Raw genomic sequence first — 24,908 nt, 5'->3', positions numbered from 1 at the left:
TCCTCAGTTGCCCAGCAGTGAACGGTCGATGACCCCGGTCATGGCGAACAGCGACAGCAGCGGCCGCAGCACCCGCTTGGGCCCGAAGCCCTCGGCCGGGAAATGGCCGTCGACCGGCGCGACGCCGGCCGCGGAGGCGAAGTGCAGGCTCACGTCGCTGACCCGGTTGACCGGCGACAGGAAGCGCTCGGCGCCGTTGGTGGCAAGGAACTCGTACACCTCCTCGCTCTCCTCGGCGACCGTGTACAGGTTGGCGGTGTCGTCGCGGGACAGCCACCCCTCCACCTCGGACCGGCGCGCGGCCAGCAGGTCCGACTTGGCCACCACCATCGCCGCCGGGATCGGCAGGAACTGCGTGCCCGACTCGCCGCGGACCTCGACGAGGCGGTCCAGGACGGCGTTGAAGGCCGGGTCGCCGTACACCGTGGCGGGCTCCCCCAGCACCGTCGGCAGCGCCTTCTCCGGGTCGACGACGAACAGCAGCGCGCTGACCGCGGACAGGAACGACGTGTCGAGGAACCGGTCGCCCGAGCGGCGGCGGCGCAGCTGCTCGCCGGCCACGTCGAAGAACGCGACGGCGAAGTCGCGCTTGGCGTGCGCGCTGTACACCTTGGCGACGTACGAGAACGCGATCGGGCTGATCTGGGTCAGCGGCAGCTGCTCGCGCCGGTGGCAGAACGGCTCCACGAACCGGGTCATGTAATTGTGCTCGATGGCCTCGTCGAGCCGCTCGACGCGCAGCCCGAGCTCGGCGAGGTCGAGGCTGCTGCGCAGCGCCTCGACCATCGCGGCCAGCAGCAGGGTCTTGCCGGCGGCGCGGTGCCCGACGAGGCCGATGACGATCGGGTCGCCGTAGTCGCCGTACCGGTCGGGCAGGTAGTGGGTGGTGGCGACGCCGTCGCGCATGAGCGTGCAGGCGCGCTGGGCGCCGAGGCGCCGCTCGGCGAACGCCTCCCGGGTCTCGTCGGCGCCGCGCGGGCGGAACGGCCGGCGCTGCTGGGTCTCCACGTCGAGCTCGACCCGCTGGGCCTTGCTCCAGTGCACCCACTGCAGGCAGATCGGGCACATCACGCGGCCGAGCAGCCGGCTCGGGCTGGGCAGGATCACTTCGCTCCTCCCAGGAGGGAAACGACATACACGATCAGCAGCAGGGGCAGGCCGACGAAGACCAGGCCGCCCACGCCGAGCAGGATCTTGCTGGACAGCTCGTCGCGGCTGTACCACAGCACGTCGAACGTCTGCCGGGCGAAGCGCCAGGCGACGGACCCCGGCGCGGCGCGCTGGGCCCGGTACTGCCGCTTCGCCGCGACCAGCCGCCGGAACTCGTCCCGGGCCGGGCTCGCCGGCACCGCGGCACGGGCGGATCCCGAGAATTGGGCGCTGCTCGGCGGGGCGTACTGCTGCGGGATCGGATGCAGCCGGATGGTCACGTCGGTGGCGTCGGCCGGGTCGGGGCTCTGCCACACCGGTTCGTAGCGGGCCTCCTCGATGCGCCGCAGCAGCCGGTGCGGGTCGGGCCGCTCCCGCGGGTCGTCGGCGAACACGCCGTCGAGCAGCGCCGAGAGCGCCGAACCGCCGCCGCGGGCGAGCTCGGCCCGGACGTCGGCCGCGCTTGCCGGGCCGCTCTGCAGGGCGATGCAGTACACCACCATGCCCGCCTGGTAGACGTCGTGCGCCTCGGCGGCCAGCCGCAGCCCCTCCGGCCCCGCCGGCGGCAGCCACAGCGGGTCGAGCGCGGCCCGGGCCGGCTCGCCGACCGCGACCGCCTCGCCGAGGTTGACCAGCTGCGCGTGGGCGCCGTCCCACAGCACGAACTCGGGCAGGATCGCGCCGTGGGTGAGACCGGCCTTGGCCAGGGTGCGGATGGCGACGAGCAGGTCGGAGAAGATCGTGAGCAGCGTCTCCGGCGCGGGCGCGCCCGGCTGGGCGGCGACCGGCGTGCCGCGGTAGGTGGTCGTGACGTGCGCGCGGTCCCCGGTGAGGTCGTGCTCGACGACCCGGCACAGCTGCAGCGGGTACATCGTGTCGCCCAGCGCCCAGATGAGGTTGCCCGCGTTGACCTCGGCGTGCACGAGCCGGTTGGCCTCGGCGACGCGGGCGGTCTTGCGCAGCACCCGCTCGCCGGTGGCGCCCAGCCGGCCCCACTGCAGCTCGAACTGGTCGGTGAAGCGCCGGTCCGGATCGAACTCGATGTGCACCGTCATGTGGGCAGTCGCTCCCCGTCGTCGGCGTTGATGGCGAACAGTGTGTAGCCGTTGTCGAGGTACACGACACCGTCGCCGAGGACCGGCGCCCGGGTGGCGTGGATGTCGGGCGCCGACCAGCGCAGGCGGCCGTCGGCCCGCGAGTAGGCGTGCAGGATGCCGGCGTCGACCACGTACACCAGTGTCGGACCCACGCGCACGTCCGGCCACAGGGCGACGCCGGGGGCCCGCCAGAGCACCCGCCCCTCGGGGTCGAGGGCGGTCAGGGCGCCCGGCTCGGACACGAAGACGCCGCCGGGCACGGCGTGCGGGGTGCCCGCGCCGGGCATCCGCCAGCGCAGCGACCCGTCGAGCGGGTCGAGGCCGAGCAGCTCGGGCCCGGCCGGCTGGACGATGATCTCGGCGGTGGCGGCCGGCTCGGCCCGCGGCGGCAGCCCGGCGCGGCGCAGGCGCGCCCGCCCGTCGCGGGCGTCGATGCCGAGCAGCTCCTCGCCGACCCGGACCAGCACGAGGTCGCCGGCGGCGGCCAGGGCGCTGGCCGGGGCGGGCAGCTCGCCGAAGCGCCAGCCCTCCCCGCCGTCGCCGAACCGGGCCAGCACCACGCGGTTCTGCACGAGCGCGACCCCGCCGGGCACCGGCACCGGGCGGACGCCGGCCGCGGTGGTGCGCCAGCGCGGCTCGCCGGTGGCGGCGTCGACGGCGTGCAGGTTGCGCAGGCCGGGGCCGAGGACGTGCACGACGCCGCCGGTGTGCACCGGCTCCCCGTGCGGCGCCACCGGCAGCTCCCAGCGCGGTGCGCCGGTGCGCAGGTCGAGGGCGGTGACGCCGGAGCGGGTCGGGCTGACCACGACGTCGCCGGCGACGACCGGCCGGTAGCCGGGGGCGGTCGGGGCCGGGTGCCGCCAGCGCTCGGTGCCGTCACCGGCCTCGAGCACGTGCACGCCGTCGTCGGCGCTGACCACGACGGCGTCGCCGGCCACGACGGTCTCGCTGCGGGCCATCGCGTGGCGGGCGACCCGCCAGGGCCGCGGGCCGGCGGCGCCGCGCAGCAGCCGGGCCACCGCGCGGCCGCGCTCGGCGAGCTCGGCCAGGACGGCGACCGGCAACCAGGGCCCGGTGACGTCGGCGAGGCCGGTGGCGAGCCGCTCGCGGACCTGGCGGGCGGTCGGGCGGTCCTCCGGGGCGGCCTCGAGGCACTTGCGCAGCGTCCAGGTCATGCCGACCGGGACGCCGGTGAGGTTGGGGGCGCTGTAGTGCACGGCGTACAGGTACTGCTCCATGGACTGGCCCTCGAACGGCAGCCGGCCGGTGGCGGCGCGGACCAGGATCGCCGCCAGGGCGAACACGTCGGAGGCCGGCGTGCCGGGCTGGCCGGCGAACCGCTCGGGCGCCATGTAACCGACGGTGCCGTGGAAGTGACGCGACGCGGTCAGGCGGGGCGCGTCGTCGGGCCGGGCGATGCCGAAGTCGATGATCCGCAGCCCGTCGGCGAGGACGAGCACGTTGCTCGGCTTGAGGTCGCGGTGCACCACCCGGGCGGCGTGAATCGCGGCGAGCCCGTCGGCCAGGCCCGCGCCGAGCCGGCGGACGAGCTCCTCCGGCAGCGCCCCGGCGATGTCCTCGACCTCGGCGAGGGTGAGGCCGGGCAGGTACTCGGTGGCCAGCCACGGCGGCGCGCCGGCCGGGTCGGCGTCCAGCAGCCGCGCCGTGTGCCCGGAGCGGATCTTGGCGACCAGGTCGACCTCGCCGCGGAAGCGCCGCACGAGCTCCTCGTCGTGCCCGTAGCCGACGTGCAGGGTCTTGACCGCCGCGACGGCCCCCGAGCCGTCCCGGCCCAGGAAGACCTGCCCCATCCCGCCGGCGCCGAGCCGCCCGAGGATGCGGTACGGCCCGAGTCGGCGCGGGTCGTCGCGCCGTAACGGGTCAACCACCGCTGCTCACGAGCCCCATGGTGCTACCCCGGCGCAACCCGGGTCCCGGCCGTGAGGATCTCCCGGCCCGCCGCCAGCAGGCCCGCATAATCCGGATCCGGTACTGCGGGCAGCCCCTCCGGCCCGGCATCGTCGTACGAGATGCCGTCCAGCCCGACGGCCGGCTCGGGCGCACCGCGATGGGTCCACTGGCCGGTGCCCTCATCGAATTGGTATTCCCCCAGGAGGCGGGGGCCGTAGGTGGCAATCAGGTGAACCGCCTCGACGATGTAGTCGACCTGCGCCTCGGACAGGTAGTACGCGAAGCTCACCCGCGCCCACCCCGGCTTCACCCCGAGCCGGCCCTTGACCGCCTCGGCGGCGAGCCACCGCGCCCGCTCGGGCCCGATGCGCAGCAGGTCGTGGCCGTAGGGCCCCGCGCACGAGCACCCGCCGCGGGCCTGGACGCCGAAGACGTCGCTGAGCAGGGCGACGACGAGGTTGTGGTGCAGCCGCCCGCCGCCCGGGCCGTGCACGACGAACGACACGATGGGCAGGCGGTCGCCGTCCACATCGCCGAGGATCTCGATCGCCCGGTTGCGGCCCCACGAGTGCAGGGCCCGGCGCACGTAGGCGTCCTCGCGCTCGCGGATCACCTCGTCGCCGACCGCCCCGTGCAGCTGCATCACGAGCCCGGCCCGGATCGACTCGATGATTGCCGGGGTGCCGCCCTCCTCGCGGTGCTCGACGTCGTCGAGGTAGTACGCGGCGCCGTCGTGGACGTAGACGATCGTCCCGCCGCCCGGCACGGTGGGGACCGCGTTGCGGACCAGCTCCCGGCGCACCACGAGCACGCCCGGGGTGCCCGGGCCGCCCGGGAACTTGTGCGGGGACAGGAAGATCGCGTCGCGGTGCCCGAGCGCGTACCGTCCGTCGCCGCGCATGCGCAGCCCGCCGTGCGGCCCGGCCGCCGCGTAGTCCCAGCAGGCGAGGGCCCCGTGGCGGTGCAGCAGGTCGCTGACCGCGTCGACGTCGGTGCGCACGCCGGTCACGTTGGAGCCGGCCGAGAACGACCCGATGACGAGCCCGCGGCCCTGGCGGTCGCGCAGCGCCTCCTCGAGCCGGTCCGGCGCGACGCGGACCACCTCGGCGCCGGACTCGCGCCACGGCAGCTCGTTGGAGTGGTGCTCGTACGGCCCGATGAACACCACCGCCGGCGTCAGGATCCGCCGCAGCTTGTCGATCGCCGCCGTCGACCCGGACCCGCAGAAGATGACCGCGTGCTCGTCGCCGCCGCCGACGGCGTCGCGGACCAGCCGCCGCGCCTGCTCGCGCAGCGCGGTCGTGCGCCGGCCGGTCGCCGACGCCTCCGTGTGGGTGTTGGCGTACCACGGCATGACCTGCGCCCGGATGAAGTCCTCGACGAAGCCGAGCGCCCGCCCCGAGGCGGTGTGGTCGGCGTAGACGAGCGGCCGCACCCCGAACGGCCCCGGCAGCCCGGCGCCGTCGCCGATCGCCCCTTCCCGCACCCGCCGCACGAGCGACGGCTCCTTCCGCTCCATGACGCCCTCCCGCGGCCGACGTGGTCTGTGACAGCGGTCACGTCCAGGCCCGCGGGTCCGGTTCGATCCCCGTCGGTCAGGTTGGCGACTCATCGGCGGCGCGGATCGCGGTGAGCCCCCACGTGGCGTAGGGCAGCGCGACGGCGTCGCCGAGCCCGTCGAGGGCGGCCGCCACGCCCGCGAGGACCTCCGCCACGAGCCCGGGTGCCAGGGCGGTCAGGCCGCCCGACGTCGCCACCAGCTCCAGCAGCTCCTCGCGCGTATAGGTGCGCTCCCAGTCGTACCGCCGGATCTCCGGCTCCTCGAAGCCCCCGGCCGCGCGGATGCCGTCGGCGGCGCGCGCGTACAGGGCGCGGTACCCGTCGAGCATCGAGCCGGCCGGCGGGGCGGAGCGGTTGAGCGGCGCGTCGGGGGCCACCCGCCGGTACGCGGCGGCGAGGGCCTCGGCGACCGGGGCCGGCAGCTGGTACACGTGCCCGAACGGCGCCAGCACCCCGCCCGGGCGCAGCACCCGGGCCGCCTTCGCCGCGCCGGCGACCGGGTCGACCCAGTGCCACGCGGTGCCGCAGACGACCGCGTCGAACGCGCGCCCACCCGGCTCCCACTGCTCGAACGCGGCGACCTCGACGTCCACGCCGGTGCCGCGGGCGTACTCGGCCATGCGCGGGTCGGGCTCCACGCCGAGCACGGTGCGGCCGGCGGCGAGGAACTGGCGCGCCTCGATGCCGGTGCCGCAGCCCACGTCGAGGAAGTCCGGCCCGGGCGCGGCGGCCACGATCCGTGCGATGAGGGCGTCGGGGTACGGCGGCCGCCCCCGGTCGTACCGTGCCGGGTCGACCCCGAACGACTCGGCCATCGAGCGCTGCTCGTGCGGTAGAGTGGGCATGCGCCCACTCTAGTGGGCACGTGCCCACTTACGGAAGGACCCGCGGTTGCCCACCGGCGTTGCGTTGCAGGATCCGCGCCAGCAGCTCTTCGAGGCCGCCCTCCGGGTGCTGGTGCGCGAGGGCGTCACCGGCCTCACCAGCCGGGCCGTCACCGCGGAGGCCGGCGTCGCGAAGGGCGTGCTGCACCGCCACTTCGCCGACTTCGACGCGTTCCTCACCGAGCTGGTGCTGGACCGCATCGCCCGCGTGCGGATCCTCGCCACCGACCTGGTCGACGCGGCCGGCACCGGCGACGTCGCCGACAACCTGACCCGCGCGCTGCTGGTCCTCTTCGACCCGGTCATGACCGCGATCGTCGTGCTCATCATCGCCCGCGACGAGCTGCGCGCGCGGCTGCGCGCCGCCGGCACCGCCCGGTTCCCGCTCGTCGGGGAGGGCACCGCGATGGTCGCCGGCTACCTGCGGGCGGAGCGGGACCGGAGCCGGATCGCCCCGGACGCCGACATCGACGCCCTCGCGCCGACACTGATCGGCGCCGCGCACCTGCTGTTCACCGAGCAGACGGGCGGCGCACCGCCTCCCGGGTCCGTCCGCCGCGTGGTGGTGACGGTCCTAGGCGGCGCGGCGCGCTGACCGGGCCATGGCCAGCCGCTTGAGGACCGGCACGAGCACCGCGCCGAGGGACATCGCGATCAGGGCCGCCGCCCACCAGGCCAGCGGCGGGATCAGCAGCAGGCAGAAAAACAGCAGGAGCGCGAGAAACGCTCCGCCGATGGCCACGTCGGCCGCGGGGTGCCGGCGCGTCAGGCGCCACAGCCCCGTCGCCGGCCAGGCCCCGAGGGCGAACACGGTCCCGTAGGTGACGAACGCCAGCAGCGCGAACACGTGTCCCCGCTGCCGGTCCATGCCGTTCGTCATGATGACCGTCATGGCCGCCCCGACGCCGAGCCGCATCCATCGACTTCGGATCACGCCCGCAACGATACGATCCCCGGGTGCGGCAGGCGTACCGGCCGGCCGTCCGGGCGGTACTCGAAGTGCCACCATTCGTTGTCGTAGGTGCGGTACAGGCCGTGCCGGTGGCCGTGGCGCTCCAGCCACCGGGCACCCTCGGTCGGGCGCACGTCGAGCGCGGTCCCGGCGACGTGCCGCGAGGCGTGCGGCGGCAGGACGTGGCGCGTCGCGGCGGCGACCGAGCCCTCCCGCGCCACCGCGGCCCGGAAGAGGCGCGCCTGCTCGAGTGGGTGGCGGTATCCGGACGTGAGCCCGATCAGCTCGCCGTGGCGCCACAGCGCCTCGGTCCGGGCCGCCTCGAACGCCGCCCGCGCGTGGTTCGTCAGGCCGTCGAGGTCCTCGGCCGGGAACCGGGCCGAGAGCGCCCACTGGCACGCCGTGTGGCGCGCCCGCCCCGGCGCCGCGAACCAGGCCACCGGCACCAGGCCGACCGCGAGCAGCCGGGTGATCCGCCGGTACACCCCGTCCCGCCGCCGGGCGGGTTCCTCGATTGCGTGCGGCATGCCAAGACAATGCCGGGCGCACGGATTCGCGGTCTTGAGTCACATCCCTCATCCGGCGCTAGGTAGCCTCACTCAGCCCGGCTGGTGGCGGTGATGACGTACGGCACGCCGCCGCCGACGTCGAGCTCGGGCCTCGGTTCGGCCGCCGGGCCGGCGAAACCGCCGCGGCGAGGGTCGGCTCGGGCCCGTCGAGCTGCATGAACGGCAGCGCCGCCCGGGTGCCGGCGGTGTAGTGCTCGGCGAACAGCGGCGGCCCGTCGTCGCCGCCGGTGAACCAGAAGCCGTCCACGGCGACGAGCCGGCCGCCGGGCCGCAGCAGCCGCCGCCAGTTGGCCATCGCGATGGCCGGCTCGCGCAGCGTCCAGCGCAGGTGCCGGCCGGCCGTCCTCGACCACCGCTTGACAGCCGTCGACCTGGCGCGTTCACCCAGCCTCCCACTGTGCCGGTCCTTGACGCCGAGGGCCAGGTGGCTCAATACTCCTAATCGTGTTAGGTGAACCGAAGCGCGATAGGAAGTCCGAACGGCGTACGGCCACGCGTCGGGAGATCATCGACGCCGCGTGGCAGGTCGCCCGGGACAAGGGGCTGGCGCAGGTGACGCTGCGGGAGGTGGCCGATCTCGTGGGGATGCGGGCCCCCTCGCTGTACACCCACTTCGCGTCCAAGCACGCCATCTACGACGCGATGTTCGGCGACGCCTGGACGCAGTTCCTGGAGTACTCGAAGACGGTCGAGTCCGGCGAGCCCCGCACGAGCCGGGCCGCCATGCGCTTCTACGCCCGCGTGTTCTTCGACTTCGCCGTCGCCTTCCCGGCCCGCCATCAGCTGATGAACCTGCGCACGATCCCCGACTTCGCCCCGAGCCCCGAGGCGTACGCCCCGTCGATGGCCGTCATGCAGGACTTCATCGCCCGGATGGCCCGCCACGGCGTGCGCGGCCAGGACGACATCGACCTCTTCGTCGCCGTCGTCTCCGGCATGATCGACGCCCAGCTCGCCAACGACCCGGGCGGCACGCGCTGGTCCGGGCTGCTCGACCGCGCCATCGACATGTTCGCCGACAACGTCGGCATCACCGACGAGAGGAGCCGGCCATGACCGCACGGCAGCCACGCATCGAGCGCGAGGTCGCGATGCGCCTGGCCCGCGACGAGTACACCCGCTGCGCCGACCTGATGGCCCGCCTCGAGCCGGCGCAATGGTCGGCCCCGACGGCCAACTCCGGCTGGAGCGTGCGCGACACCGCCGGCCACATGCTCGGCATGGTCCAGATGATGGCCGGCCTCCCGCAGTTCATCGGCCAGATGTCGACGTCGCTGCGCCAGGCCCGGAAGGCGAAGGCGGCCGTCTCCATCGACTTCCTGACCGCGCTGCAGGTCAGGCGCAACGCCGCCCTCACCACGGACGAGCTGCTCGAGCGCTGGCGCGAGCTGACCCCGAAGGCCGTGCGCGGCCGCCGCCGCGTGCCCGGCTTCCTGCGCGGCCGCGCCCTGCCCGAGGCCCAGATGGTCGACGGACGGCTGGAGCGCTGGACGTTCGCGTTCCTGGTCGACGTGATCCTGACCCGGGACCCGTTCATGCACCGCCTCGACATCTGCGCCGCCACCGGCCTGGACCCCGCGCCCACCGCCGAGCACGACGGCCGGCTGGTCGCCGACATCGTGCAGGAGTGGGCCGACCGCCACGGCGAGCCGTACACGCTCTCGCTCACTGGCCCCGCCGGCGGCACCTGGGGCACCGGCGGCGAGCACATCACCCTGGACGCGCTGGAGTTCTGCCGCATCGTCTCCGGCCGCGGCGAGGCCGCCGGCCTGCTCGCCACAGCCGTCCCCTTCTGACCCGCCGTGCCCGGGCAGGTCGCACACGACAACGCGGTGACGACTGCCGGCGAGCGGCTCCACCTGCGGCCGCCACATCAGCGCGGTTCTCGCGACGGCCGCGCGTTACAGCCACCACCAGACGTACATGTGCTGGTCGGGGCCGTTGACCTGCCTCGCCAGGTCGCGGAGGCCTTCGAGCGTCGGGTCGAGCTCGTTCGGTTCCCACGAGCCGATCCACTCCTGCGCGGTGGCCCACCGCGCAGCCACCGGCGGGATCCCGGCCGGGTCCGCCGGGCCCTCGACGAACGCGGTGAACTCGGCGCGGCCGGCCACCTGGTACTGCGGTCCGGCCGTCAGGCAGTACCCGGCGGCAATGTGATCTCGGGCGGGCCGGGGTTCTCCCGCACGACGCGAAGGGCCGCGTACGCGACGGCGTCGCGCGCCTGCGCCCGCCCGGGCCCGGTGCGCGCGATCCCGCCCGCGGCAAGCCCGAGCAGCAGGGTCCGACGGTCGGTCCGGCGCACAGCATGATCGTAAGCTCGCCGGGCCGCCCGCGGCGCCTGGTTCGCCGGCACCGGCGACCTGATACTCGGTCAGGGCCTCCCGCCCCAGGCACCCGGCCACGCAGGCGAACGCGTGGCGCGCCCCGGCGGTCCAACTCGGCCCGATGGCTCGGCGGCTCGGCGCGATCGAAGGCGGCGCGGCCGTACGCGGCGGGGTTCTTCTGGACCGCGACTGTGCGCGGACGTGGCTGGCCCGGGAGTCACGGGCAGCGCCCACGGCGGGCGTCGCGGTAGCTCGGATCTGGCTTTGGCCCTTCTAGGAAGCGCGTTGGATGGTGATCGTGCCGTACCACGTGCGGGCGTGGATCGTGGCCTGCTCGGCGAAGCCGGCCGGGCCGTCGCGGACCTCGAGGAGGTTGTGCACCGAGCCCAGGCGGCTGCGGGCGTCGACGTGGGCGGCGGTGCCGGCGCCGATGCCGATGTCGACCGAGCCGCGGGCCGTGGTGAGGCGGGCCTCGCCGCGCAGCAGGGCGCCGACGGTGATGTCGCCGTTTGCGGTCTTCGCGGTGACGCCCGCGGAGGGGCGGGTCACGGCGATGCCGCCGTTCGCCGTCGCCACGGTGACGTCCTCGGTGCACTCGCGGATGTGCACCGACGACGTGGCGCCCTGCACGTCGGCGGGGCCGGCGACGCGCTCGACGACGACGTCCGAGCCCGACGTCGACACGGTCAGGGGGCCCGTCTCCCCGAGGCGGATCGGGCCGGAGACCGTCGAGAAGCGGCACGCGCCCAGGCGGCCCTCGGCCTGCACGTCGGCCAGCACCGCGGTCACCGTGAGGCCGGAACCGGCGGGCAGCTGCAGGTGTACCTCGATGCCGCCGCCCGGTCGCAGGAACGCCCGATGCGGGGCCGCCACGGTCAGGGCGCCGGCGGCGAGCTCGACCGTCGTCTGTTCGGCGGCCGCGATCGCGGAGGACGCCGGCCCCGCGGGGCGCACCTCGACGACGGTGTCCGCACGCTCGGTCGCGACCACGCGGACGCGGCCGGTGTCCATGACGACCCGGACCGCGATCGGCTCCGGCGTGGCGAACGTGGGCATCGGGCTCCTCTCGTGGCTTGGCCGGTTCCAGTATGGCGCCACGGTGGCGCCACGCGCGGGCCCGGTGGGGTCACGGTGCGAGGGTCTCGTTCCAGTCGCGGATCTCGTAGGACGCAACGACGCCGTTGAGCACGAACGGGTCGCCGGCCACGAACGACTCGGCGGCCTCGCGGGTGCGGAAGATCGCCATCGAGCCCTCCTTCTGCGGGTCGCCGAAGGTGCCGACGAGCAGCAGGTCGCCGCGGGCGTGGTACTCGTCGAGGCGCGCCCGGTGGGCCGGGAAGTGCGCGGGCGCCCGGCTCGCGACGTCCTCGGCAGAGGTGTAGAGCACCACGTACTTCACGCCGCCTCCTCGGTGCGCGCCGCGTAGGCGGCCAGGGTGCCGTGCCAGGCGCCGGGCTGCTCGAACGTCACGCGCATGGCGGCCGCGTCGGCCCCGAACGCCTCGAGGTCCCGGTGCTCCAGCCGGACGCGGGTGCGGCCGGGGGCTTCCTCCTCGAACCGGACGTCCACGGTCGTCACGAGGTCGTCGTGGTACTTCCAGTCGCTCCCGATCTGCCACGTGACCACGAAGCGACCGGGCGGGTCCCACACGACCACGACGCCGGTGCAGGTCTCCGAGCCGTCCTGGTGCACGGTGTACCAGCGGCCGCCGACGCGGGGCTCGATGACGATCCGCTCGATGGGTGCGTCGCCGATGTGGTGGGCGCTGGGCCACCAGGACGTCATCTCGGCGGTGAAGATCTCGAAGGCGCGCTCGCGGCCGATGTTCACCACGATGTCGCGCTTGACGGCCTCAACTGTCTCGATCATCGTTCTCAACCACTTCCTGCTCAACCCGCTGTTGGAATGCGCTGAGGGACCGAGCCCACATGGCGTCGAGGTGCGCGCGCAGCGCCGCGACGCCCTCCGGGTCGACCTGGTAGAGGCGGCGCGTCCCCTCCTGGCGATCCGTGACGAGCCCCACGTCCTTGAGCACCCGCAGGTGCTGTGAAACCGCCGGTCGGCTGATCGGCAGCACGTCGGCGAGGCGGCCCACCGGCATCGGCCCGTCCGATAGCCGGTCAAGGATCGACTGCCGCATGGGATCACCGAGCGCGACCAGCATCGCGGTTATGTTCGTCATGGCGAACCGTAAGTTACCACTTACCGAGGTGTACCGGCAAGCAACCCGTTAGCTCTTCAGCTCGGGCGTTCTCCGGCCGATAGGCGTTCGTGTCCCGTTTCGCTGTGGTCGCGGCCGTCGGTGCACGGCTGCTCAACGCCGCGCCTGACGAGGACCGGTTGCTGGAGTACCTGACGAGCCAGCTCGCCGCTGAGGTCGCCAACCGGTGCGTGGCGGCCGCCGTGGTACCCGAGGACGGCACGGCGGCCCTCGTGCGCTTCGCCGGCGCCGATCCCGGCTCCGCCACGGCCATGGCCCTGCGCCGGACCGCGGTCGCCGCGCTGGACGACCGGGCCGGGCGCCGCGCGCCGGCCGACGCCGCGGCCGCCGGCGTCGTCGTGGCCCCCATCGTCGTACGCGGGCGGACGGTCGGCTCGCTCGCCGTGCAGGCGCCCGGCAGCGGCCCGATGCCCGCCGCCGACGCCGAGTTCGTCGAGGCGATCGCCGCCGTGGCCGCCACCGCGCTCGAGCACGGCCGCGCGCTGCTGGCCACCATGACGCTGCTCGACGACGCCCGCCGGCAGGGCGACCTGCTCGACGCCATCTCCGACGCGGTCATCTCCTGCTCCGCCGACAACGTCATCGACTCGTGGAACGCCGGGGCGGAGCGGCTGTACGGGTACCCGGCCGGCGAGGCCGTCGGCTGCGACCTCTTCGCGCTGCTGGCGACGACCTGCGCCAACGAGAACGGCGAGGAGATCGGCGTACGCCAGGTCCTCGACGACCTCGACGACCTCGGCCGCTGGAACGGCGAGCTGCGCGAGCGGCGCTTCGACGGCGCCCCGCTGACCGTGCTGTCGTCGGTGTCGACCCTGACCGGTCCCGACGGCGGCCGCTCCGGCTTCGTGTACGTCAACCGCGACGTCACCGAGCAGCGCCGCCAGGAGCACGCCGCCTCGCACGACGCCCTCACGGGCCTGGCCAACCGCCGCCGCCTGGTCAACCGCATCCACGACGCCGCCGGCCGCGTCCACCGCGGCGGCGGCCCCATGGCGGTACTCTTCCTCGACCTCAACGGCTTCAAGCCGGTCAACGACCGCTACGGCCACGCCGCCGGCGACGAGCTCCTCGTGGCCGTCGCCGGCCGCCTGGTCAGCACGGTCCGCGGCACCGACTTCGTGGCCCGCGTCGGCGGCGACGAGTTCGTCGTGCTGCTGGAGCAGATCGGCTCGGCGGAGCGGATCCCGGCCGTACTGGGGCGCATCCTTGACGCGGTCGCCGAGCCCGTCGTGCTGTCCTCGGCGGACACGGTGAGCGTGACCACCAGCATCGGGGTGGCGGTCGTGGAGACGCCGGACGAGGCCGCGGTCGACCCGGAGCGGCTGGTGCAACTGGCGGACGAGGCGATGTACCGCGCGAAGCACCGGCCGTCCCACGTGGCGTACGCGGACGAGGAACGCGACGAACGATTCTTGTCGTACCCCGGCGGTAGCTTGCAGGTGTGCTGAGCCGGATTTGGCCGCAGGCGCCGTCAGAGCTGGCCGTGGGCGTAGCCGCGGATGTAGGCGGTCAGGTAGCCCTTCGGGATGTCGGCGGTGAACCTCACGCCCCATGTCCAGCACGGCACGCGGACGTGGGTGGGAGACTCGGTGATCTTGCCGGTGACGACCACGATGTGGGTGCCGGTGACCGGGGGCTTGGCGATGTAGCGGGCGTGCGGCGTCGGCGCCACGTCGAACGGGGTGGCCTCGCCGCGCTTCGCCGCCTGCCAGTTCACCGAGCTGTCGACGAACGCGTAGACGAACGGGTGTGGCTGGTCGAACTCGGCGTTGACCGTCTTGATCGCGTCGAGGCCGTCGAGGAAGCTGTGCTCGAAGCGGCACGACTTTGCGCCGAGGACGTCCAGCATCAGCCACGACATGCCGGTCGGGCCGACGCCGAGGTCGCCGTCGCGCTGGTAGCTGCCGGGCTCGCCGAACGGGTCGTAGGTGACCTGCAGCGCGCCGCCGCTCGTCGCCTTGATGGTCAGCGTGCGGGTCTTGCGGTCGGGGATCGTGTTGCCGGCCAGCAGCAGCGTCCAGTGGCTGCCCGGCGTCACCGTCGTCACCGTGGCGCCGGCGGTGTGGATGGCGAAGCCCCAGTACATCTGCGCGACGAGGTCGTTCATGCGCAGCTCGTGGGCAAGGCGGTCGGAGATCGTCCCGGCGTTGAGCTCCGCCGCGTAGGCGGGGCTCAGCTCGCAGATCACCGCCACCGAGGTGCCCTCGCGGGCCTTGAAGTTGGCGACCATCCAGCTGGACTCGTCGAGGGCGGCGCTGTAGATCAGCGGCGACTTGATCTTCAGGAGCTTGCCGAGGCTGCGGGCGAGGATGAAGTCCAGCTCGTAGTCCGAGTCCGGCAGGTTGCCGCCGACGACCGAGCGATGGTCCTTCTTGCGGTCGAACTGCTTCTGCCGGCCCTCGAGCAGCTTGCCGGGCGGGGCCTGGATGCCGTTGAACGGGGCGTCGGCGAAGACCGCGTCGAGCAGGGCGACGAACTTCGTCAGGTCGGCCTGGTGCAGCAGGCTCCAGACCATGCTGGTCATGGCGCAGACGCCGAACGCGCCCTGCATCAGGTCATCGGGGTCGTTGAGCAGCTCGACGGCGCGCTCGTGGTAGTAGTCGGCGAAGTCGGTCGACGACGACGCCAGCCGGTCGGCGTGGGCGATGGCCTGGTTGCGGTCCATGCGGCGCTCCCTGCGGGTCGGGGTTGGAGATACCTCGACGAGGACCGGCCGGGCGGGGCGGGGAATACCGACTGTCCAGTAGGCGACACGGCGCTATGTGGCCTGCGGGCCGGTGCCGTGGACGAAGCGGTCCGGGCGCAGCACCGCCAGGGCGACGCCGTGCCGGTCGAACCATGCGCCGAGCACGCCGCCGGTGTCGACCACGTTGACCACGTCGTGGGCCGGGGCGAGCGGCGACCCGGACGAGGCGGCCGGCAGCACCCGGACGAACGTCGCGGCCGGACCGGCCCAGGCGGCCGCCGTGTGCTCGTCCACCGCCGGGCCGATGACCGCGAAGGCCGGTCCGAGCACGTCGTCGAGCCGCCGCGGGGTCGGCGAGCCCGCGGTCGTGACCTGCGGCTGGGGAAACATCGTGCCGACCGGGCCCCGGGCGGCGCGGCCGGCCAGCGCCGGGGCCGGCTTGAACTCGAAGTGCCGCACGAAACGGCGGACCCGGGGCACGGTCTGCACCGCGCGCAGCAGCGCATCGCGCGCGGCGGCGGCGTAGCGGCTGCGGACCAGGAAGACCTTGCCCAGGCGGACACTCGTGGCCGCCATCGCCTCGGTGTGCGGGCGCCGCTCGGCCTCGTACGTGTCGAGCAGGTCCGGGCCCGCGGCGCCGTCGAGGACCAGCGCGAGCTTCCAGGCGAGGTTGGCGGCGTCGCGCAGGCCGCTGCACAGGCCCTGGCCCAGGAACGGCGGCATCTGGTGGGCCGCGTCGCCGAGCAGGAACACCCGGCCGTGCCGCCATCGATCGGCGATCAGATGGTGGAAGGTGTAGACGACGGCGCGGGTGACGCTGAAGCGGTCCGGGTCGACGTACGGGGCCACCAGGCGGGCGATCGTCTCCGGCCGGGTCATCTCCTGCGGCGTCTCGCCGTCGCGGAGCATGAACTCCAGGCGGTACGTGCCGAACGCGCCCGGCGAGACGAACGCGGGGCGGCGCCAGTCGCAGACGAACCGGGTCCGCGGCAGCCGGACGCCGCCGTCCGCGACATCGCCGGAGACGGCCAGCCACGGCTCCTCGTACGACGTGCCGGCGAGCCGGATGCCCGCGGCGGTCCGCGTCGCGCTGCGGGCGCCGTCGCAGCCGAGCACGTAGCGGGCGCGCACCGGCCATGCCTCGCCGGTCGCGACGTCGCGCAGCGCGAGCGTGACGCCGTCGCCGTCCTGGGTCAGGCCGGTCAGCTCGACCCCGGTGCGCAGGGTCACGTGCGGGAACCGGCCCAGGCCCGCGCGCAGCGTCTCCTCGAGGCGCGGCTGGTCGAAGAAGTGCAGGGGCGCGGCGCCGAGCCCGAAGTCGATCTCGTCGAGGGCGATCGTGGCGAAGGGCCGGCCGTCGCCGCCGACGTAGTCGACGACCGGCGGCGCGTACATGTCCGCGGCCACCTCGTCGCGCAGCCCGGCCTGCTGGTACACCCGCAGCGCCTCGTCGTCGCAGGAGAACGCGCGCGGCTGCCGGTGCGGCTCGGTGCTGCGCTCGACGACCAGGGTACGCACGCCGCGCGTGCCGAGCAGGTTGGCGGTGAGCGCGCCGACCGGCCCGCAGCCCACCACGACGACGTCGAAGTCCATGCCCCCTAGGCAAGACGGCGGCTGTTGAGATCCTGTTGAGGCGGTACTCCACAGCGGGCCGCCAGCAGCCCGGCACCCTGTTCGGCGGCGATCGCGGCGCCGTGGCGCAGGTCCCGCTCGTCGCCGCGGGCCAGGCCCCGCACGCGGCGCAGCTCGGCGGTGAGCACCCGTTCGCCGACGGCCTCGGCCGCGGCGAGGCCCTCGTCGGCCAGCTCGGCGGCGGTCCGCCGGTCGCCGGCGGCGAGGTACGCGTCGGCCATCGCGGCGATCGCGATCGTGCGGGTGGAGCGCAGCCCGTGGCGGTAGATGGCCTCGCCCTCGGCTCGCATCGCGCCGAGCCGCGCCGCGTCGCCGTCGTGCACCGCCGCCCAGCTCTCCAGGAACTCCCCGATGCCCACGAAGTGCGCGATGTGCTGCCGGGCGCCGATCTCCCGGCAGCGCCGGGCGGCCTCGCGGCCGGCGGCGGCGTCGCGCTCCTGCAGGGCCGTCCAGGCCGCGAACAGCACCGCGTTGCCGCGGCCGTACGGATCGTCGGCGCGCTCGGCCAGCTCCCGCGCCGCCGCCAGGTCGGCCCGCGCCGCCGGCCGGTCGCCGCGCAGCGAGCGCACCAGCGCCCGGAAGTTGTACGGCGACAGCGTCGGGGTGCGCCCGATCTGCCCGCGCAGCCGTCGCGCATCGACGGTGCGCAGCCGGTCGACGGCGGCGGTGAGCCGCGCGTCGGCCTCGGCGAGGCGGCCGGTGAAGTAGGCGACGACGCCCTGCAGGTAGGGCCCGGCGGCGCCGAGCAGCGGGTCGTCGTGCGGCGCGGCGCCGGTGAGCCGGTGGGCCAGGTCGGCGGCGATGACGAACTCGGCGCGGTTGCAGGCGACCTCGCCGAGCGTCCACAGCGCGGTGCTCAGGTCGGCGCCGGGGCCGGCCAGCGGCAGCAGCGAGCGGGCCCGGGCCGCGGCGTGTTCGACCGCGTCGCTGCCCACCCCGGCGGTGATCTGCAGCAGCGAGGTGCGGTGCAGCTGTACCGCGAGCTCGGCCTCGGCCGCCTCCGGCGAGGTGGCGGCGCTGGGCGCGAGCCGGTCGGCGGCGCGGTCGAGGTGGGCCAGGGCGTCCTCGTACGCCAGCCGCCACGTGGCCTCGTCGGCGGCCCGCAGCGTCCAGCGCAGGAAGTCCTCGCCGTGGCCGAGCCCGGTCGCCTGGCCGTAGTGACGGGCCAGCTCGGCCGCGGTCAGGCCGCCGAGGCCGGGCATGACCGCGGCGGCGCCGGCGAGCCGGGCGTGCAGCACGGCCCGGCGCGGCGCGGCCAGCTCGGCGTAGGCGACCTCGGCGAACAGCGGGTGGCGGAAGCGCACCGCGCCCGGGCCGGCCCCGGCGATCAGGTGCGCGGCGGCCGGGGCGGCCAGCCGCGCGGCCGCGTCGGTGCCGCCGGCCGCGCTCAGCAGCCGCAGGTCGAGCTCGCGGCCGGCGACGCCGAGCAGGTCCAGGCACTCGCGGGTGGCCGGGTCGGGCGCGTGCAGCCGCAGCCGCACGGCGTCGCGCACGCTCGGCGGCAGCGCGTCGTGCTCGTCGGGCGGCCCGGCCGGCGCGAGCAGCTCGGTGAGGAAGAACGGGTTGCCGCCCGTGCGGTGCAGCAGCCGCTCGACGAGCCCGGCGGCCGGCGCCGCGCCGGTCCGCTCGTGCACCAGGTCGGCCACGGCGGCGGTGCCGAGGCCCTCGAGGCGCAGCCGCCCGCCGGGGGCGCGGGCCAGGTCGGCGAGCGTGGCGACGAGCCCCGCGTCGTGGTCGTGGGGCCGCGCCGTGACGACGAGCAGCGCCCGGCTGCGGTGCACGGCGGTGGCCAGGTAGCGCAGCAGCAGCCGCGAGTCGGGGTCGGCGGCGTGCAGGTCGTCGAGGACGACGACCAGCCCGCGCGGGCCGGCGGCCGCGTGGACGAGCGCGGCGACGGCCTCGTAGGCGCGGAACCTGGCCGCCGGGTCGGGCCCGTCACCGCCGCCGGCCGCGTCGGCGGTGAAGCCGGCCAGGGCCGCGCGCGCCCCCGGATCACCGGCGCCCGGCAGCGCCGTCAGCTCGCGCACGACCTGCGTCCACAGCCAGAACGGCGGCGCCTGCCCGAGGTCGGGGCAGCGGCCCCACACGACCGGGACCCCCGCCCGCGCGGCCCGCTGCGCCACCGCGGAGGCCAGGCTGGTCTTGCCGATGCCGGGCTCGCCGACGACGATCGCGACCCGGCCGCCGTCGCGCCCCGCCGCCGCCAGCAGTTCCGCCAGCCGGGCCAGCTCGGCGTCCCGGCCGACCAGCGGCGCCGGGCGGTCCACGGCGGGGACGGCGGGGCCCGTGACGGTGTGGGTGAGGATGCGCCGGTGCAGCTCGCGCAGTCCCGGGCCGGGCTCGACGCCGAATTCGTCCGCGAGCAGCCGGCGGCCGGCGTCGAACGCGGCGAGCGCCTCGGTCGCCCGGCCGGCGCGGTACAGGGCGAGCATGAGCTGCTCGCGCGCCGCCTCCCGGGCCGGGTGCCGGTCAACCAGGCGCCGCAGGTCCGGCAGCACCGCGTCGTGGCGCCCGGCGGCCACCCCGGCGGTGAGCCGGCCCTCCTGCGCGCCGAGCCGGGCCTCGGTGAGGCGGGCGACGTCGGGGCGGACGGCGGCGAGGTCGGCGACCGGCAGGTCGCCGCGCCACAGGGCCAGGGCCTCGGCGTAGCACCGCTCGGCCGTGCCGGGATCGCCGCCGGCGAGCGCCCGCGCACCGTCGGCGGCGAGGGCGGTGAACCGTTCGGCGTCGATCGCCTCGGGCGGGACACACAGCTCGTAGCCGCCGTCGTGGGAGCGCACGACCCGGCCCGGCGAGCGCGGACCGCGGCCGGGTTCGAGGGCGCGGCGCAGGCCGGCGACGTAGGTCCGCAGCGTCACGGGCGCGCCGGGCGGCGGCGCGCCGTCCCACAGGGCGTCGACGAGCCAGTCGGTCGTGACCGGCCGGTTGGGGCGCAGGAGCAGCAGCGCCAGCAGCGTGCGCTGCTTGGGGGCGCCGAGCGCGACCGGCTCGCCGTCGCGCAGCACCAGCAACGGCCCCAAGACCCCGAACCGCACGGCGCTTCCCTCGTCGCTGTCTGCACGAACCCGCCGATGGTACCCCCGGCGGCCCTACAGCGCCGTCCACCCGAACTACTGGATGGTGATCGTCCGCTTCTGCACGCCCCAGCTGTCGGCCTCGGCGCCGGGGAGCCACACGTCCACGATCTGGCCCTGGATCCAGGTGCCGATGTCGGCCGCGTAGCAGTAGCCGTACCCGTCCACCTTGAAGCGGGTTCCCCACGGGATGTACCGGGTGTCGACCGCGCAGATGCCCAGCGCCGTGTTGATGCCGCTCGCCGTCTGGCCGAGGTCGTTGTACGACGTGATCTCGTACTCGAACCGGGTTCCGGCGGGAATGGCGTACGGCTGGACGGCCCCGCTGTCGGCGAGGATGTACGGCTGGGACAGCGCGCCGGTGGAGGCGTCGCTCCCGTCGGAGCGCAGTGCCGCGACCGTGTAGTGCGCGTTGCGGCACGGTGCGGTGTCGGTCACGGACAGCGTCGCCTGGCCCCAGTCGTCGACCCAGCCGATCGACTGGCTGTTGCGCCACACCCGGTACGCCGCGGCGCCCGTCACCCGGCTGAACGTGATCGTCACGCTGGAGCCGCTGAGCGCACCGGTGACCGTCGACGGTGCGGGAAGCCGGCCGCTCAGGCTGATCAGCGGCCCCTGGCTCACCGAGTTGTGGCTCGGCCCGATGACCCGGGCCGGCGGGGTGACGGTTGACCAGAACGCGCAGGCCGCGAGGCTCGCGCCGGGGCCCGTGCCACCGGTCGGCGACGGGCTCTTCGTCGGCGAGGGGCTCGTTGTCGGCGACGGGCTCTTCGTCGGCGACGGGCTGGCCGGAGCGGAGGTCGGCGGCGTGGAAGTGGGCGGCGCCGTCGTGCCGCCGCCCGAGCCGGCCGTCAGGACGAAGTCGTCGGCGTAGTACGTCGGCTGCCCGTACCACCCGTGCACGAACACCGTCACGCTCGTGGTCGTGGATGATGTCGTGAAGGACGTCGCGAGCTGCTGGAACGCCCCGCCCGTGGACGGGGTCCAGATGCTCGCGCCGGAGGCCCCGACGTACACGTAACTGCCGTTCACCCAAGCCGTCAGCGTGTACGTCGTGTTCGGCGAGACCGGTACGGACTGGGTGCACTGGGCCGTGTCACCGGCGCTGGGCGTCGCCTTCAGCGCGTACGTCCCGGAGTGGACCGTGCCCGTCGCGGCGCTCGTCGTGCCGCTGCACGACCACCCGGACAGGCCGGACTCGAACCCCGGATCGCCGACCGGGTTCGTGCCGGCGCTGGCCGGCAGCACCATCGCGGAAATCGCCACCACGGCGGCCGTCACGCACCCGGCGCCGACCGCCAGACCTCTCCACCCACGCATACATCGATGAGAATGGTCGCCCCGGCTAATGTCAAGGTTTGTTAACTGTTTCTGGAGGTGGCAACTCCGTCGTGATCGCTGATGGCGGTACCGTCCGCTGTGTCGCATCGTCCGTGTGATGCCGCCGGAAGGTTGCCGGATCACGAACGGAGGAAACACGAACAGAGGAAAACGGAGCATGAACGACACGGGGGCCGCGTTCCTGCCGGGGCTGGAGCTGTGCCGGGCGTTCTACGCCGAAGCGGTACGGCCGCTGCTCGACGGCGCGTTCCCGGGGCTGCGGCACGCGGCCGCGCGGGTCGGGCCGGGGTCCGAGGTGCTCGGGTTCGACGGCGAGCGGTCGGTCGACCACGACTGGGGGCCGCGGCTCGAGCTGTTCCTGTCCCCCACCGACGCGCAACAGCACGGCGCGGCGATCGATGCGCTGCTGTCGCAGCGGCTGCCGAAGCGGTTCCGCGGGTGGCCGACGCACTTCGAGCCGCCGGGGGCGCGGGTGCGCTCCATGGCGTACACCGACGGGCCGGTCGCGCACCGCGTGGTCGTCACCGACGTCGGGACCTGGTCGCAGCGGCAGCTCGGGTTCGACGGGCGCGGCGGCGTCACGGTGTTCGACTGGCTGGCCACGCCGGGGCAGCGGCTGGCCGAGGCGACCGGCGGGGCGGTGTACCACGACGGGATCGGCGAGCTGAGCGCGCTGCGAGCCGCGCTCGCCCGGTATCCGGACGACGTCTGGCGGTACATCCTGGCCTGCCAGTGGCTGCGCATCGGCGAGGAGGAGGCGTTCGTCGGGCGGGCCGCCGAGGCGGGCGACGACGCCGGGAGCCGGGTGGTCGCGGGGCGGCTGGTCCGCGAGGTGATGCGGCTGAGCCTGCTGCTGGCCGGGCGCTTCCCGGTGTACAGCAAATGGCTCGGCACCGCCTTCCGCACCCTGCCCGAGGCGGCCGGCATCGCCGAGGGCTGCCGCACGGCCCTCGCGGCCGAGCACGCCGGCGCGCGGCAGGCGGCGCTGTGCGACGCGTACGAGCTCGCGGGCGAGTGGCAGAACCGGCTCGGCCTCGCCCCGCCGGTCGACGCCACCCGCCGCCCGTACTTCGACCGGCCCTACCCCGTGATCGGCGCGGGCCGCTTCGCCGAGGCGCTGCTGGCCGAGGTGGCCGACCCCGAGGTGGCCGCCCTGCCGCCCGTCGGCGCCGTGGACCAGTATGTCGACAGCACCGCCGCGCTGACCGAGCCCCGCCTCGCGCGGGCCCTGATGGCCGCGGTCCGGCCGGCCGTACAGCCTTAACCGCCGACGGCGGCGAGGGCGTGCAGGCGCTCCTCGGCCCGGTCCGGCACCTCCGGGCCGAGCTCGCCGAGCACGCCGATCGTCCAGCGCAGCGCCGACAGGTACGCCCCGACCACCGCGCCCGGGCCGCCGTGCGGGTCCTGCGGGAAGCTCGGGGCGTCGGGGTCGGTGTAGGCGCGGGCGGCGGCCAGCACGCCGCCGAGGGGGCCGTCGCCGGACTGCAGCGCCGAGCGCAGCGGCGGGCTCAGCGGCAGGCCCGACATGACCCGGGACACGTCGACGCCGAAGTGGTCGGCGGTGGCCGAGAGCAGGCCGCCGAGGTACGCCGCGTCGGCCTGGCCGGCCGCCTCCGGGTACTCCGCCGACCCCGCCAGCAGCTGGCACAGCCGGGCCCGGACCAGGATGCGCACGAGCTGCTCGTGGTCGGCGGTCGTCAGGTCCGACACGAGCATGAGCGTGACCCACTGGCGCAGCCGGTTGAGGCCCATGGCGACGATGCCCTCGCGGATCGAGGAGACCGTGCGGGACAGGCCGAACGCCGCCGCGTTGGTGGCCCGCAGCAGGCGCATGCTCAGGCCCGCGTCCTGGCTGACCTGCGCGATGACCTCGTCGATGTCGATGTCGTCGGCCGACAGCGCGGCCAGGACCCGCAGCCGGGCCAGGCGGCCGGGCGTGAGCGCCACCGTGGAGTCAACGTGCGGGCGGCCCAGGATGTGGCCCTGGAAGAGGTCGAAGCCGACCTCGAACGCCAGGCGCAGGGCCTCGGTGCTTTCCAGGCGTACCGCCACGAGCTGGACGTGCTTGTGCCGGCGGCACTGCTCGACGGCCGCGCGGACGCCGGCCTCGTCGGCGGCCCGCATGTCGATCTTCACGTAGCTCACCAGCGGCAGCAGCACCTCGCGCGGGTCGTCGACGACGAAGTGGTCCAGGGCGATGGTGAAGCCGCGCTCGGACAGCACGGTGATGCCGGCCACGAGGTCGTCGTCGACCTCCGACAGGCTCGGCACCTCGAGCACGGCCTGGCTGTAGTCGAACGGCAGCGGCAGCATCCCGGTCAGGAACGCCCGCGTGACGTTGAGGAAGCACACCCGCCCGCCGGTCAGCTCCTCCAGCCCGAACTCGGTGAACGCCGCCACGAGCACCCGGGCGGTGGCGTGCTCGTCCGTACGGTCGGCGACGCTCGCGTCGGTCCCGGCCCGGAACAGCAGCTCGTAGCCGACGACGGCGCCGTCGCGGTCGTAGATCGGCTGCCGGCCGACGTGCGCCGTCGTGCTTGCGCCGGGCTTCGGCGCCATGTCCGCTCGCTCCACCGGATCATTGTCGCGCACAGTGACGGCAAATCGGGCAAAACTCCTTAGATGACCGGAGCCCGCCGGGCCGATCTCGCGCTGCGTTACCGACCGGTCGACCGATTGCCGCCCCTGTACGCCAGGGCCGGTCCGGCGCCGTGGGCGCGCGACCTGTCGTGCAGGTCGCAGCGCTGAGAGGCCCGGCCCCGCCGGGCCGCCCGAGGCGGTCGGGTGCACGCGTCCCGCCGTTGCCGCATCCGGTACCCGGGGCCGGACCTCTTGGGAAGCGGCGTTCCATCCCGTTCCATCCGGGCCGGCGCCCGTCAGCGCGATCGACAGGTCGCGGTTGTTGCCGGTGGACCTTCGCTGTCACGATCGTTGGAACGGGTCAGCCACATTCGCCTTCGGGGGCGCGCATGACACATGGCACCGAGCAGACCGCGGTCATCGTCGCCGTCGAGGCGGTCGAGCCGCTCGTCGGCCGGTTCCGGGCCGCCTATGACCCGGCCGCGGGCTGGGGCGTCGGCGCGCACGTGACAGTCCTGTTCCCGTTCGTGCCGGCGGACGCGCTCGACGCCGCCGCGCTGGCGGAGCTGGCCGCCGCCGTCGCCTCGGTGCCGCGGTTCAGCGCCGCGCTGACCGCCGCCCGCTGGTTCGGCGATCGCGTGCTGTGGCTGGCCCCGGAGCCGGCCGACGGGTTCCGGGCGCTGACCGCCGCCGTCTGGGCGCGGTTCCCGGACTATCCGCCGTACGGCGGGCAGCATGCCGAGGTGATTCCGCACCTGACGGTCGGCGACAGCGCGCCCGTCGACCTGATGCGCGCCGCGCAGGCCGCGATCGAGCCGATGCTGCCGGTCCCGTTCGAGGTCGCCTCGGCCCGCCTGATCCGGGGCCGCGCCGCGCCGGACTCCTGGACGACGGTCGCCGACCTGCCACTGGCCGGCTGAGGCCAGGC

General features: G+C 74.9%; 25 protein-coding genes. 6 read left to right on the top strand and 19 right to left on the bottom strand.

The features are described from left to right. Nucleotides 1–3: 3 nt before the first annotated feature. From ACQEVU_RS16110 to ACQEVU_RS16090, 5 genes are all read right to left on the bottom strand, one after another. Complete coding sequence (locus ACQEVU_RS16110; RefSeq protein WP_433324156.1) at nucleotides 4–1,107, bottom strand: hypothetical protein; 1,104 nt, start codon at nucleotides 1,105–1,107, stop codon at nucleotides 4–6. Continuing rightward, on the bottom strand, nucleotides 1,104–2,204 hold the full coding sequence (locus ACQEVU_RS16105) for a hypothetical protein (RefSeq protein WP_433324154.1): 1,101 nt from the start codon (nucleotides 2,202–2,204) through the stop codon (nucleotides 1,104–1,106). The genes ACQEVU_RS16110 and ACQEVU_RS16105 overlap by 4 nt, the downstream gene beginning before the upstream one ends. Then, nucleotides 2,201–4,135, bottom strand: a complete 1,935-nt coding sequence (locus tag ACQEVU_RS16100) for a protein kinase domain-containing protein (protein ID WP_433324152.1) — start codon at nucleotides 4,133–4,135, stop codon at nucleotides 2,201–2,203. The genes ACQEVU_RS16105 and ACQEVU_RS16100 overlap by 4 nt, the downstream gene beginning before the upstream one ends. Nucleotides 4,136–4,158: 23 nt before the next feature. Further along, nucleotides 4,159–5,676 (bottom strand): aminotransferase class V-fold PLP-dependent enzyme, encoded by a 1,518-nt coding sequence (locus tag ACQEVU_RS16095; RefSeq protein WP_433324150.1) that lies wholly within the window; start codon nucleotides 5,674–5,676, stop codon nucleotides 4,159–4,161. 76 nt (nucleotides 5,677–5,752) lie between these two features. Continuing rightward, nucleotides 5,753–6,562: a class I SAM-dependent methyltransferase gene (locus ACQEVU_RS16090; protein ID WP_433324148.1), complete on the bottom strand. Its 810-nt coding sequence runs from the start codon at nucleotides 6,560–6,562 to the stop codon at nucleotides 5,753–5,755. Between the two features lie 46 nt (nucleotides 6,563–6,608). Here ACQEVU_RS16090 and ACQEVU_RS16085 point away from each other — a divergent pair, with 46 nt between their 5' ends. Further along, nucleotides 6,609–7,196 (top strand): TetR/AcrR family transcriptional regulator, encoded by a 588-nt coding sequence (locus ACQEVU_RS16085; protein ID WP_433324146.1) that lies wholly within the window; start codon nucleotides 6,609–6,611, stop codon nucleotides 7,194–7,196. Here ACQEVU_RS16085 and ACQEVU_RS16080 read toward each other — a convergent pair. From ACQEVU_RS16080 to ACQEVU_RS16070, 3 genes are read right to left on the bottom strand one after another with little or no spacing between them, the layout of a single operon-like run. Then, nucleotides 7,176–7,535, bottom strand: a complete 360-nt coding sequence (locus ACQEVU_RS16080; RefSeq protein WP_433324144.1) for a hypothetical protein — start codon at nucleotides 7,533–7,535, stop codon at nucleotides 7,176–7,178. The two genes, ACQEVU_RS16085 and ACQEVU_RS16080, sit on opposite strands and share 21 nt — an antisense overlap. Further along, entirely contained in the window at nucleotides 7,532–8,080 is a 549-nt protein-coding gene (locus ACQEVU_RS16075; protein WP_433324142.1) for a D-alanyl-D-alanine carboxypeptidase family protein, read from the bottom strand. The genes ACQEVU_RS16080 and ACQEVU_RS16075 overlap by 4 nt, the downstream gene beginning before the upstream one ends. 58 nt (nucleotides 8,081–8,138) lie before the next feature. After that, nucleotides 8,139–8,555 (bottom strand): hypothetical protein, encoded by a 417-nt coding sequence (locus tag ACQEVU_RS16070; RefSeq protein ID WP_433324140.1) that lies wholly within the window; start codon nucleotides 8,553–8,555, stop codon nucleotides 8,139–8,141. 11 nt (nucleotides 8,556–8,566) lie between these two features. On the opposite strand from ACQEVU_RS16070, the gene ACQEVU_RS16065 reads away from it, so the two are divergent. Further along, nucleotides 8,567–9,178: a TetR/AcrR family transcriptional regulator gene (locus tag ACQEVU_RS16065; protein WP_433324138.1), complete on the top strand. Its 612-nt coding sequence runs from the start codon at nucleotides 8,567–8,569 to the stop codon at nucleotides 9,176–9,178. After that, nucleotides 9,175–9,918 carry a maleylpyruvate isomerase family mycothiol-dependent enzyme gene (locus ACQEVU_RS16060; protein ID WP_433324136.1) on the top strand — a complete coding sequence of 248 codons (744 nt, stop codon included), beginning with the start codon at nucleotides 9,175–9,177 and terminating at the stop codon, nucleotides 9,916–9,918. The genes ACQEVU_RS16065 and ACQEVU_RS16060 overlap by 4 nt, the downstream gene beginning before the upstream one ends. 105 nt (nucleotides 9,919–10,023) lie before the next feature. On the opposite strand, the gene ACQEVU_RS16055 is transcribed toward ACQEVU_RS16060, so the two are convergent. From ACQEVU_RS16055 to ACQEVU_RS16030, 6 genes are all read right to left on the bottom strand, one after another. Beyond that, nucleotides 10,024–10,233, bottom strand: a complete 210-nt coding sequence (locus ACQEVU_RS16055; protein WP_433324134.1) for a hypothetical protein — start codon at nucleotides 10,231–10,233, stop codon at nucleotides 10,024–10,026. Between the two features lie 20 nt (nucleotides 10,234–10,253). Further along, nucleotides 10,254–10,424 carry a hypothetical protein gene (locus ACQEVU_RS16050; RefSeq protein WP_433324132.1) on the bottom strand — a complete coding sequence of 57 codons (171 nt, stop codon included), beginning with the start codon at nucleotides 10,422–10,424 and terminating at the stop codon, nucleotides 10,254–10,256. Between the two features lie 295 nt (nucleotides 10,425–10,719). Beyond that, entirely contained in the window at nucleotides 10,720–11,502 is a 783-nt protein-coding gene (locus tag ACQEVU_RS16045) for a DUF4097 family beta strand repeat-containing protein (protein ID WP_433324130.1), read from the bottom strand. 70 nt (nucleotides 11,503–11,572) lie between these two features. Next, the gene (locus ACQEVU_RS16040; RefSeq protein WP_433324128.1) at nucleotides 11,573–11,845 is read right to left on the bottom strand and encodes a YciI family protein; all 273 of its coding nucleotides are present in this window, start codon (nucleotides 11,843–11,845) and stop codon (nucleotides 11,573–11,575) included. Continuing rightward, complete coding sequence (locus ACQEVU_RS16035) at nucleotides 11,842–12,315, bottom strand: SRPBCC family protein (RefSeq protein WP_433324126.1); 474 nt, start codon at nucleotides 12,313–12,315, stop codon at nucleotides 11,842–11,844. The genes ACQEVU_RS16040 and ACQEVU_RS16035 overlap by 4 nt, the downstream gene beginning before the upstream one ends. Then, the gene (locus tag ACQEVU_RS16030; protein ID WP_433324124.1) at nucleotides 12,299–12,610 is read right to left on the bottom strand and encodes an ArsR/SmtB family transcription factor; all 312 of its coding nucleotides are present in this window, start codon (nucleotides 12,608–12,610) and stop codon (nucleotides 12,299–12,301) included. Before ACQEVU_RS16030 ends, ACQEVU_RS16035 begins: the two co-directional genes overlap by 17 nt. Nucleotides 12,611–12,717: 107 nt before the next feature. Here ACQEVU_RS16030 and ACQEVU_RS16025 point away from each other — a divergent pair, with 107 nt between their 5' ends. Continuing rightward, on the top strand, nucleotides 12,718–14,115 hold the full coding sequence (locus ACQEVU_RS16025; RefSeq protein WP_433324122.1) for a diguanylate cyclase domain-containing protein: 1,398 nt from the start codon (nucleotides 12,718–12,720) through the stop codon (nucleotides 14,113–14,115). A gap of 23 nt (nucleotides 14,116–14,138) precedes the next feature. On the opposite strand, the gene ACQEVU_RS16020 is transcribed toward ACQEVU_RS16025, so the two are convergent. From ACQEVU_RS16020 to ACQEVU_RS16005, 4 genes are all read right to left on the bottom strand, one after another. Next, complete coding sequence (locus ACQEVU_RS16020) at nucleotides 14,139–15,332, bottom strand: hypothetical protein (RefSeq protein WP_433324120.1); 1,194 nt, start codon at nucleotides 15,330–15,332, stop codon at nucleotides 14,139–14,141. Between the two features lie 93 nt (nucleotides 15,333–15,425). Further along, nucleotides 15,426–16,946, bottom strand: coding sequence for a bifunctional 3-(3-hydroxy-phenyl)propionate/3-hydroxycinnamic acid hydroxylase (locus tag ACQEVU_RS16015; RefSeq protein WP_433324118.1), 1,521 nt, complete (start codon nucleotides 16,944–16,946; stop codon nucleotides 15,426–15,428). 5 nt (nucleotides 16,947–16,951) lie between these two features. After that, complete coding sequence (locus ACQEVU_RS16010; protein ID WP_433324116.1) at nucleotides 16,952–20,020, bottom strand: BTAD domain-containing putative transcriptional regulator; 3,069 nt, start codon at nucleotides 20,018–20,020, stop codon at nucleotides 16,952–16,954. Nucleotides 20,021–20,095: 75 nt separating this feature from the next. Beyond that, entirely contained in the window at nucleotides 20,096–21,379 is a 1,284-nt protein-coding gene (locus ACQEVU_RS16005) for a carbohydrate binding domain-containing protein (protein ID WP_433324114.1), read from the bottom strand. Between the two features lie 178 nt (nucleotides 21,380–21,557). Between ACQEVU_RS16005 and ACQEVU_RS16000 the strand changes: the two genes are divergently transcribed. Beyond that, on the top strand, nucleotides 21,558–22,664 hold the full coding sequence (locus ACQEVU_RS16000; protein ID WP_433324112.1) for a DUF4037 domain-containing protein: 1,107 nt from the start codon (nucleotides 21,558–21,560) through the stop codon (nucleotides 22,662–22,664). On the opposite strand, the gene ACQEVU_RS15995 is transcribed toward ACQEVU_RS16000, so the two are convergent. After that, nucleotides 22,661–23,974 carry an EAL and HDOD domain-containing protein gene (locus tag ACQEVU_RS15995; RefSeq protein ID WP_433324110.1) on the bottom strand — a complete coding sequence of 438 codons (1,314 nt, stop codon included), beginning with the start codon at nucleotides 23,972–23,974 and terminating at the stop codon, nucleotides 22,661–22,663. The genes ACQEVU_RS16000 and ACQEVU_RS15995 overlap by 4 nt on opposite strands. A 395-nt stretch (nucleotides 23,975–24,369) precedes the next feature. Here ACQEVU_RS15995 and ACQEVU_RS15990 point away from each other — a divergent pair, with 395 nt between their 5' ends. Continuing rightward, entirely contained in the window at nucleotides 24,370–24,900 is a 531-nt protein-coding gene (locus ACQEVU_RS15990; protein WP_433324108.1) for a 2'-5' RNA ligase family protein, read from the top strand. The last annotated feature ends 8 nt before the right edge of the window (nucleotides 24,901–24,908 follow it).

Source organism: Dactylosporangium sp. CA-139066, assembly GCF_050936175.1.
GTDB lineage: Bacteria > Actinomycetota > Actinomycetes > Mycobacteriales > Micromonosporaceae > Dactylosporangium.
The sequence above is the reverse complement of the archived record's forward strand: the minus strand, read 5'-3'. Positions and strand labels throughout refer to the sequence as shown.

Excerpts from the sequence above, each read along its gene's own strand:
- ACQEVU_RS16030 (WP_433324124.1), bottom strand. The coding sequence starts at position 12,610 with ATGCTGGTCGCGCTCGGTGATCCCATGCGGCAGTCGATCCTTGACCGG.
- ACQEVU_RS16105 (WP_433324154.1), bottom strand. The coding sequence starts at position 2,204 with ATGACGGTGCACATCGAGTTCGATCCGGACCGGCGCTTCACCGACCAG.
- ACQEVU_RS16095 (WP_433324150.1), bottom strand. The coding sequence starts at position 5,676 with ATGGAGCGGAAGGAGCCGTCGCTCGTGCGGCGGGTGCGGGAAGGGGCG.
- ACQEVU_RS16020 (WP_433324120.1), bottom strand. The coding sequence starts at position 15,332 with ATGGACCGCAACCAGGCCATCGCCCACGCCGACCGGCTGGCGTCGTCG.
- ACQEVU_RS15990 (WP_433324108.1), top strand. The coding sequence starts at position 24,370 with ATGACACATGGCACCGAGCAGACCGCGGTCATCGTCGCCGTCGAGGCG.
- ACQEVU_RS16090 (WP_433324148.1), bottom strand. The coding sequence starts at position 6,562 with ATGCCCACTCTACCGCACGAGCAGCGCTCGATGGCCGAGTCGTTCGGG.
- ACQEVU_RS16035 (WP_433324126.1), bottom strand. The coding sequence starts at position 12,315 with ATGATCGAGACAGTTGAGGCCGTCAAGCGCGACATCGTGGTGAACATC.
- ACQEVU_RS16075 (WP_433324142.1), bottom strand. The coding sequence starts at position 8,080 with ATGCCGCACGCAATCGAGGAACCCGCCCGGCGGCGGGACGGGGTGTAC.
- ACQEVU_RS16000 (WP_433324112.1), top strand. The coding sequence starts at position 21,558 with ATGAACGACACGGGGGCCGCGTTCCTGCCGGGGCTGGAGCTGTGCCGG.
- ACQEVU_RS16005 (WP_433324114.1), bottom strand. The coding sequence starts at position 21,379 with ATGCGTGGGTGGAGAGGTCTGGCGGTCGGCGCCGGGTGCGTGACGGCC.
- ACQEVU_RS16015 (WP_433324118.1), bottom strand. The coding sequence starts at position 16,946 with ATGGACTTCGACGTCGTCGTGGTGGGCTGCGGGCCGGTCGGCGCGCTC.
- ACQEVU_RS16045 (WP_433324130.1), bottom strand. The coding sequence starts at position 11,502 with ATGCCCACGTTCGCCACGCCGGAGCCGATCGCGGTCCGGGTCGTCATG.
- ACQEVU_RS16060 (WP_433324136.1), top strand. The coding sequence starts at position 9,175 with ATGACCGCACGGCAGCCACGCATCGAGCGCGAGGTCGCGATGCGCCTG.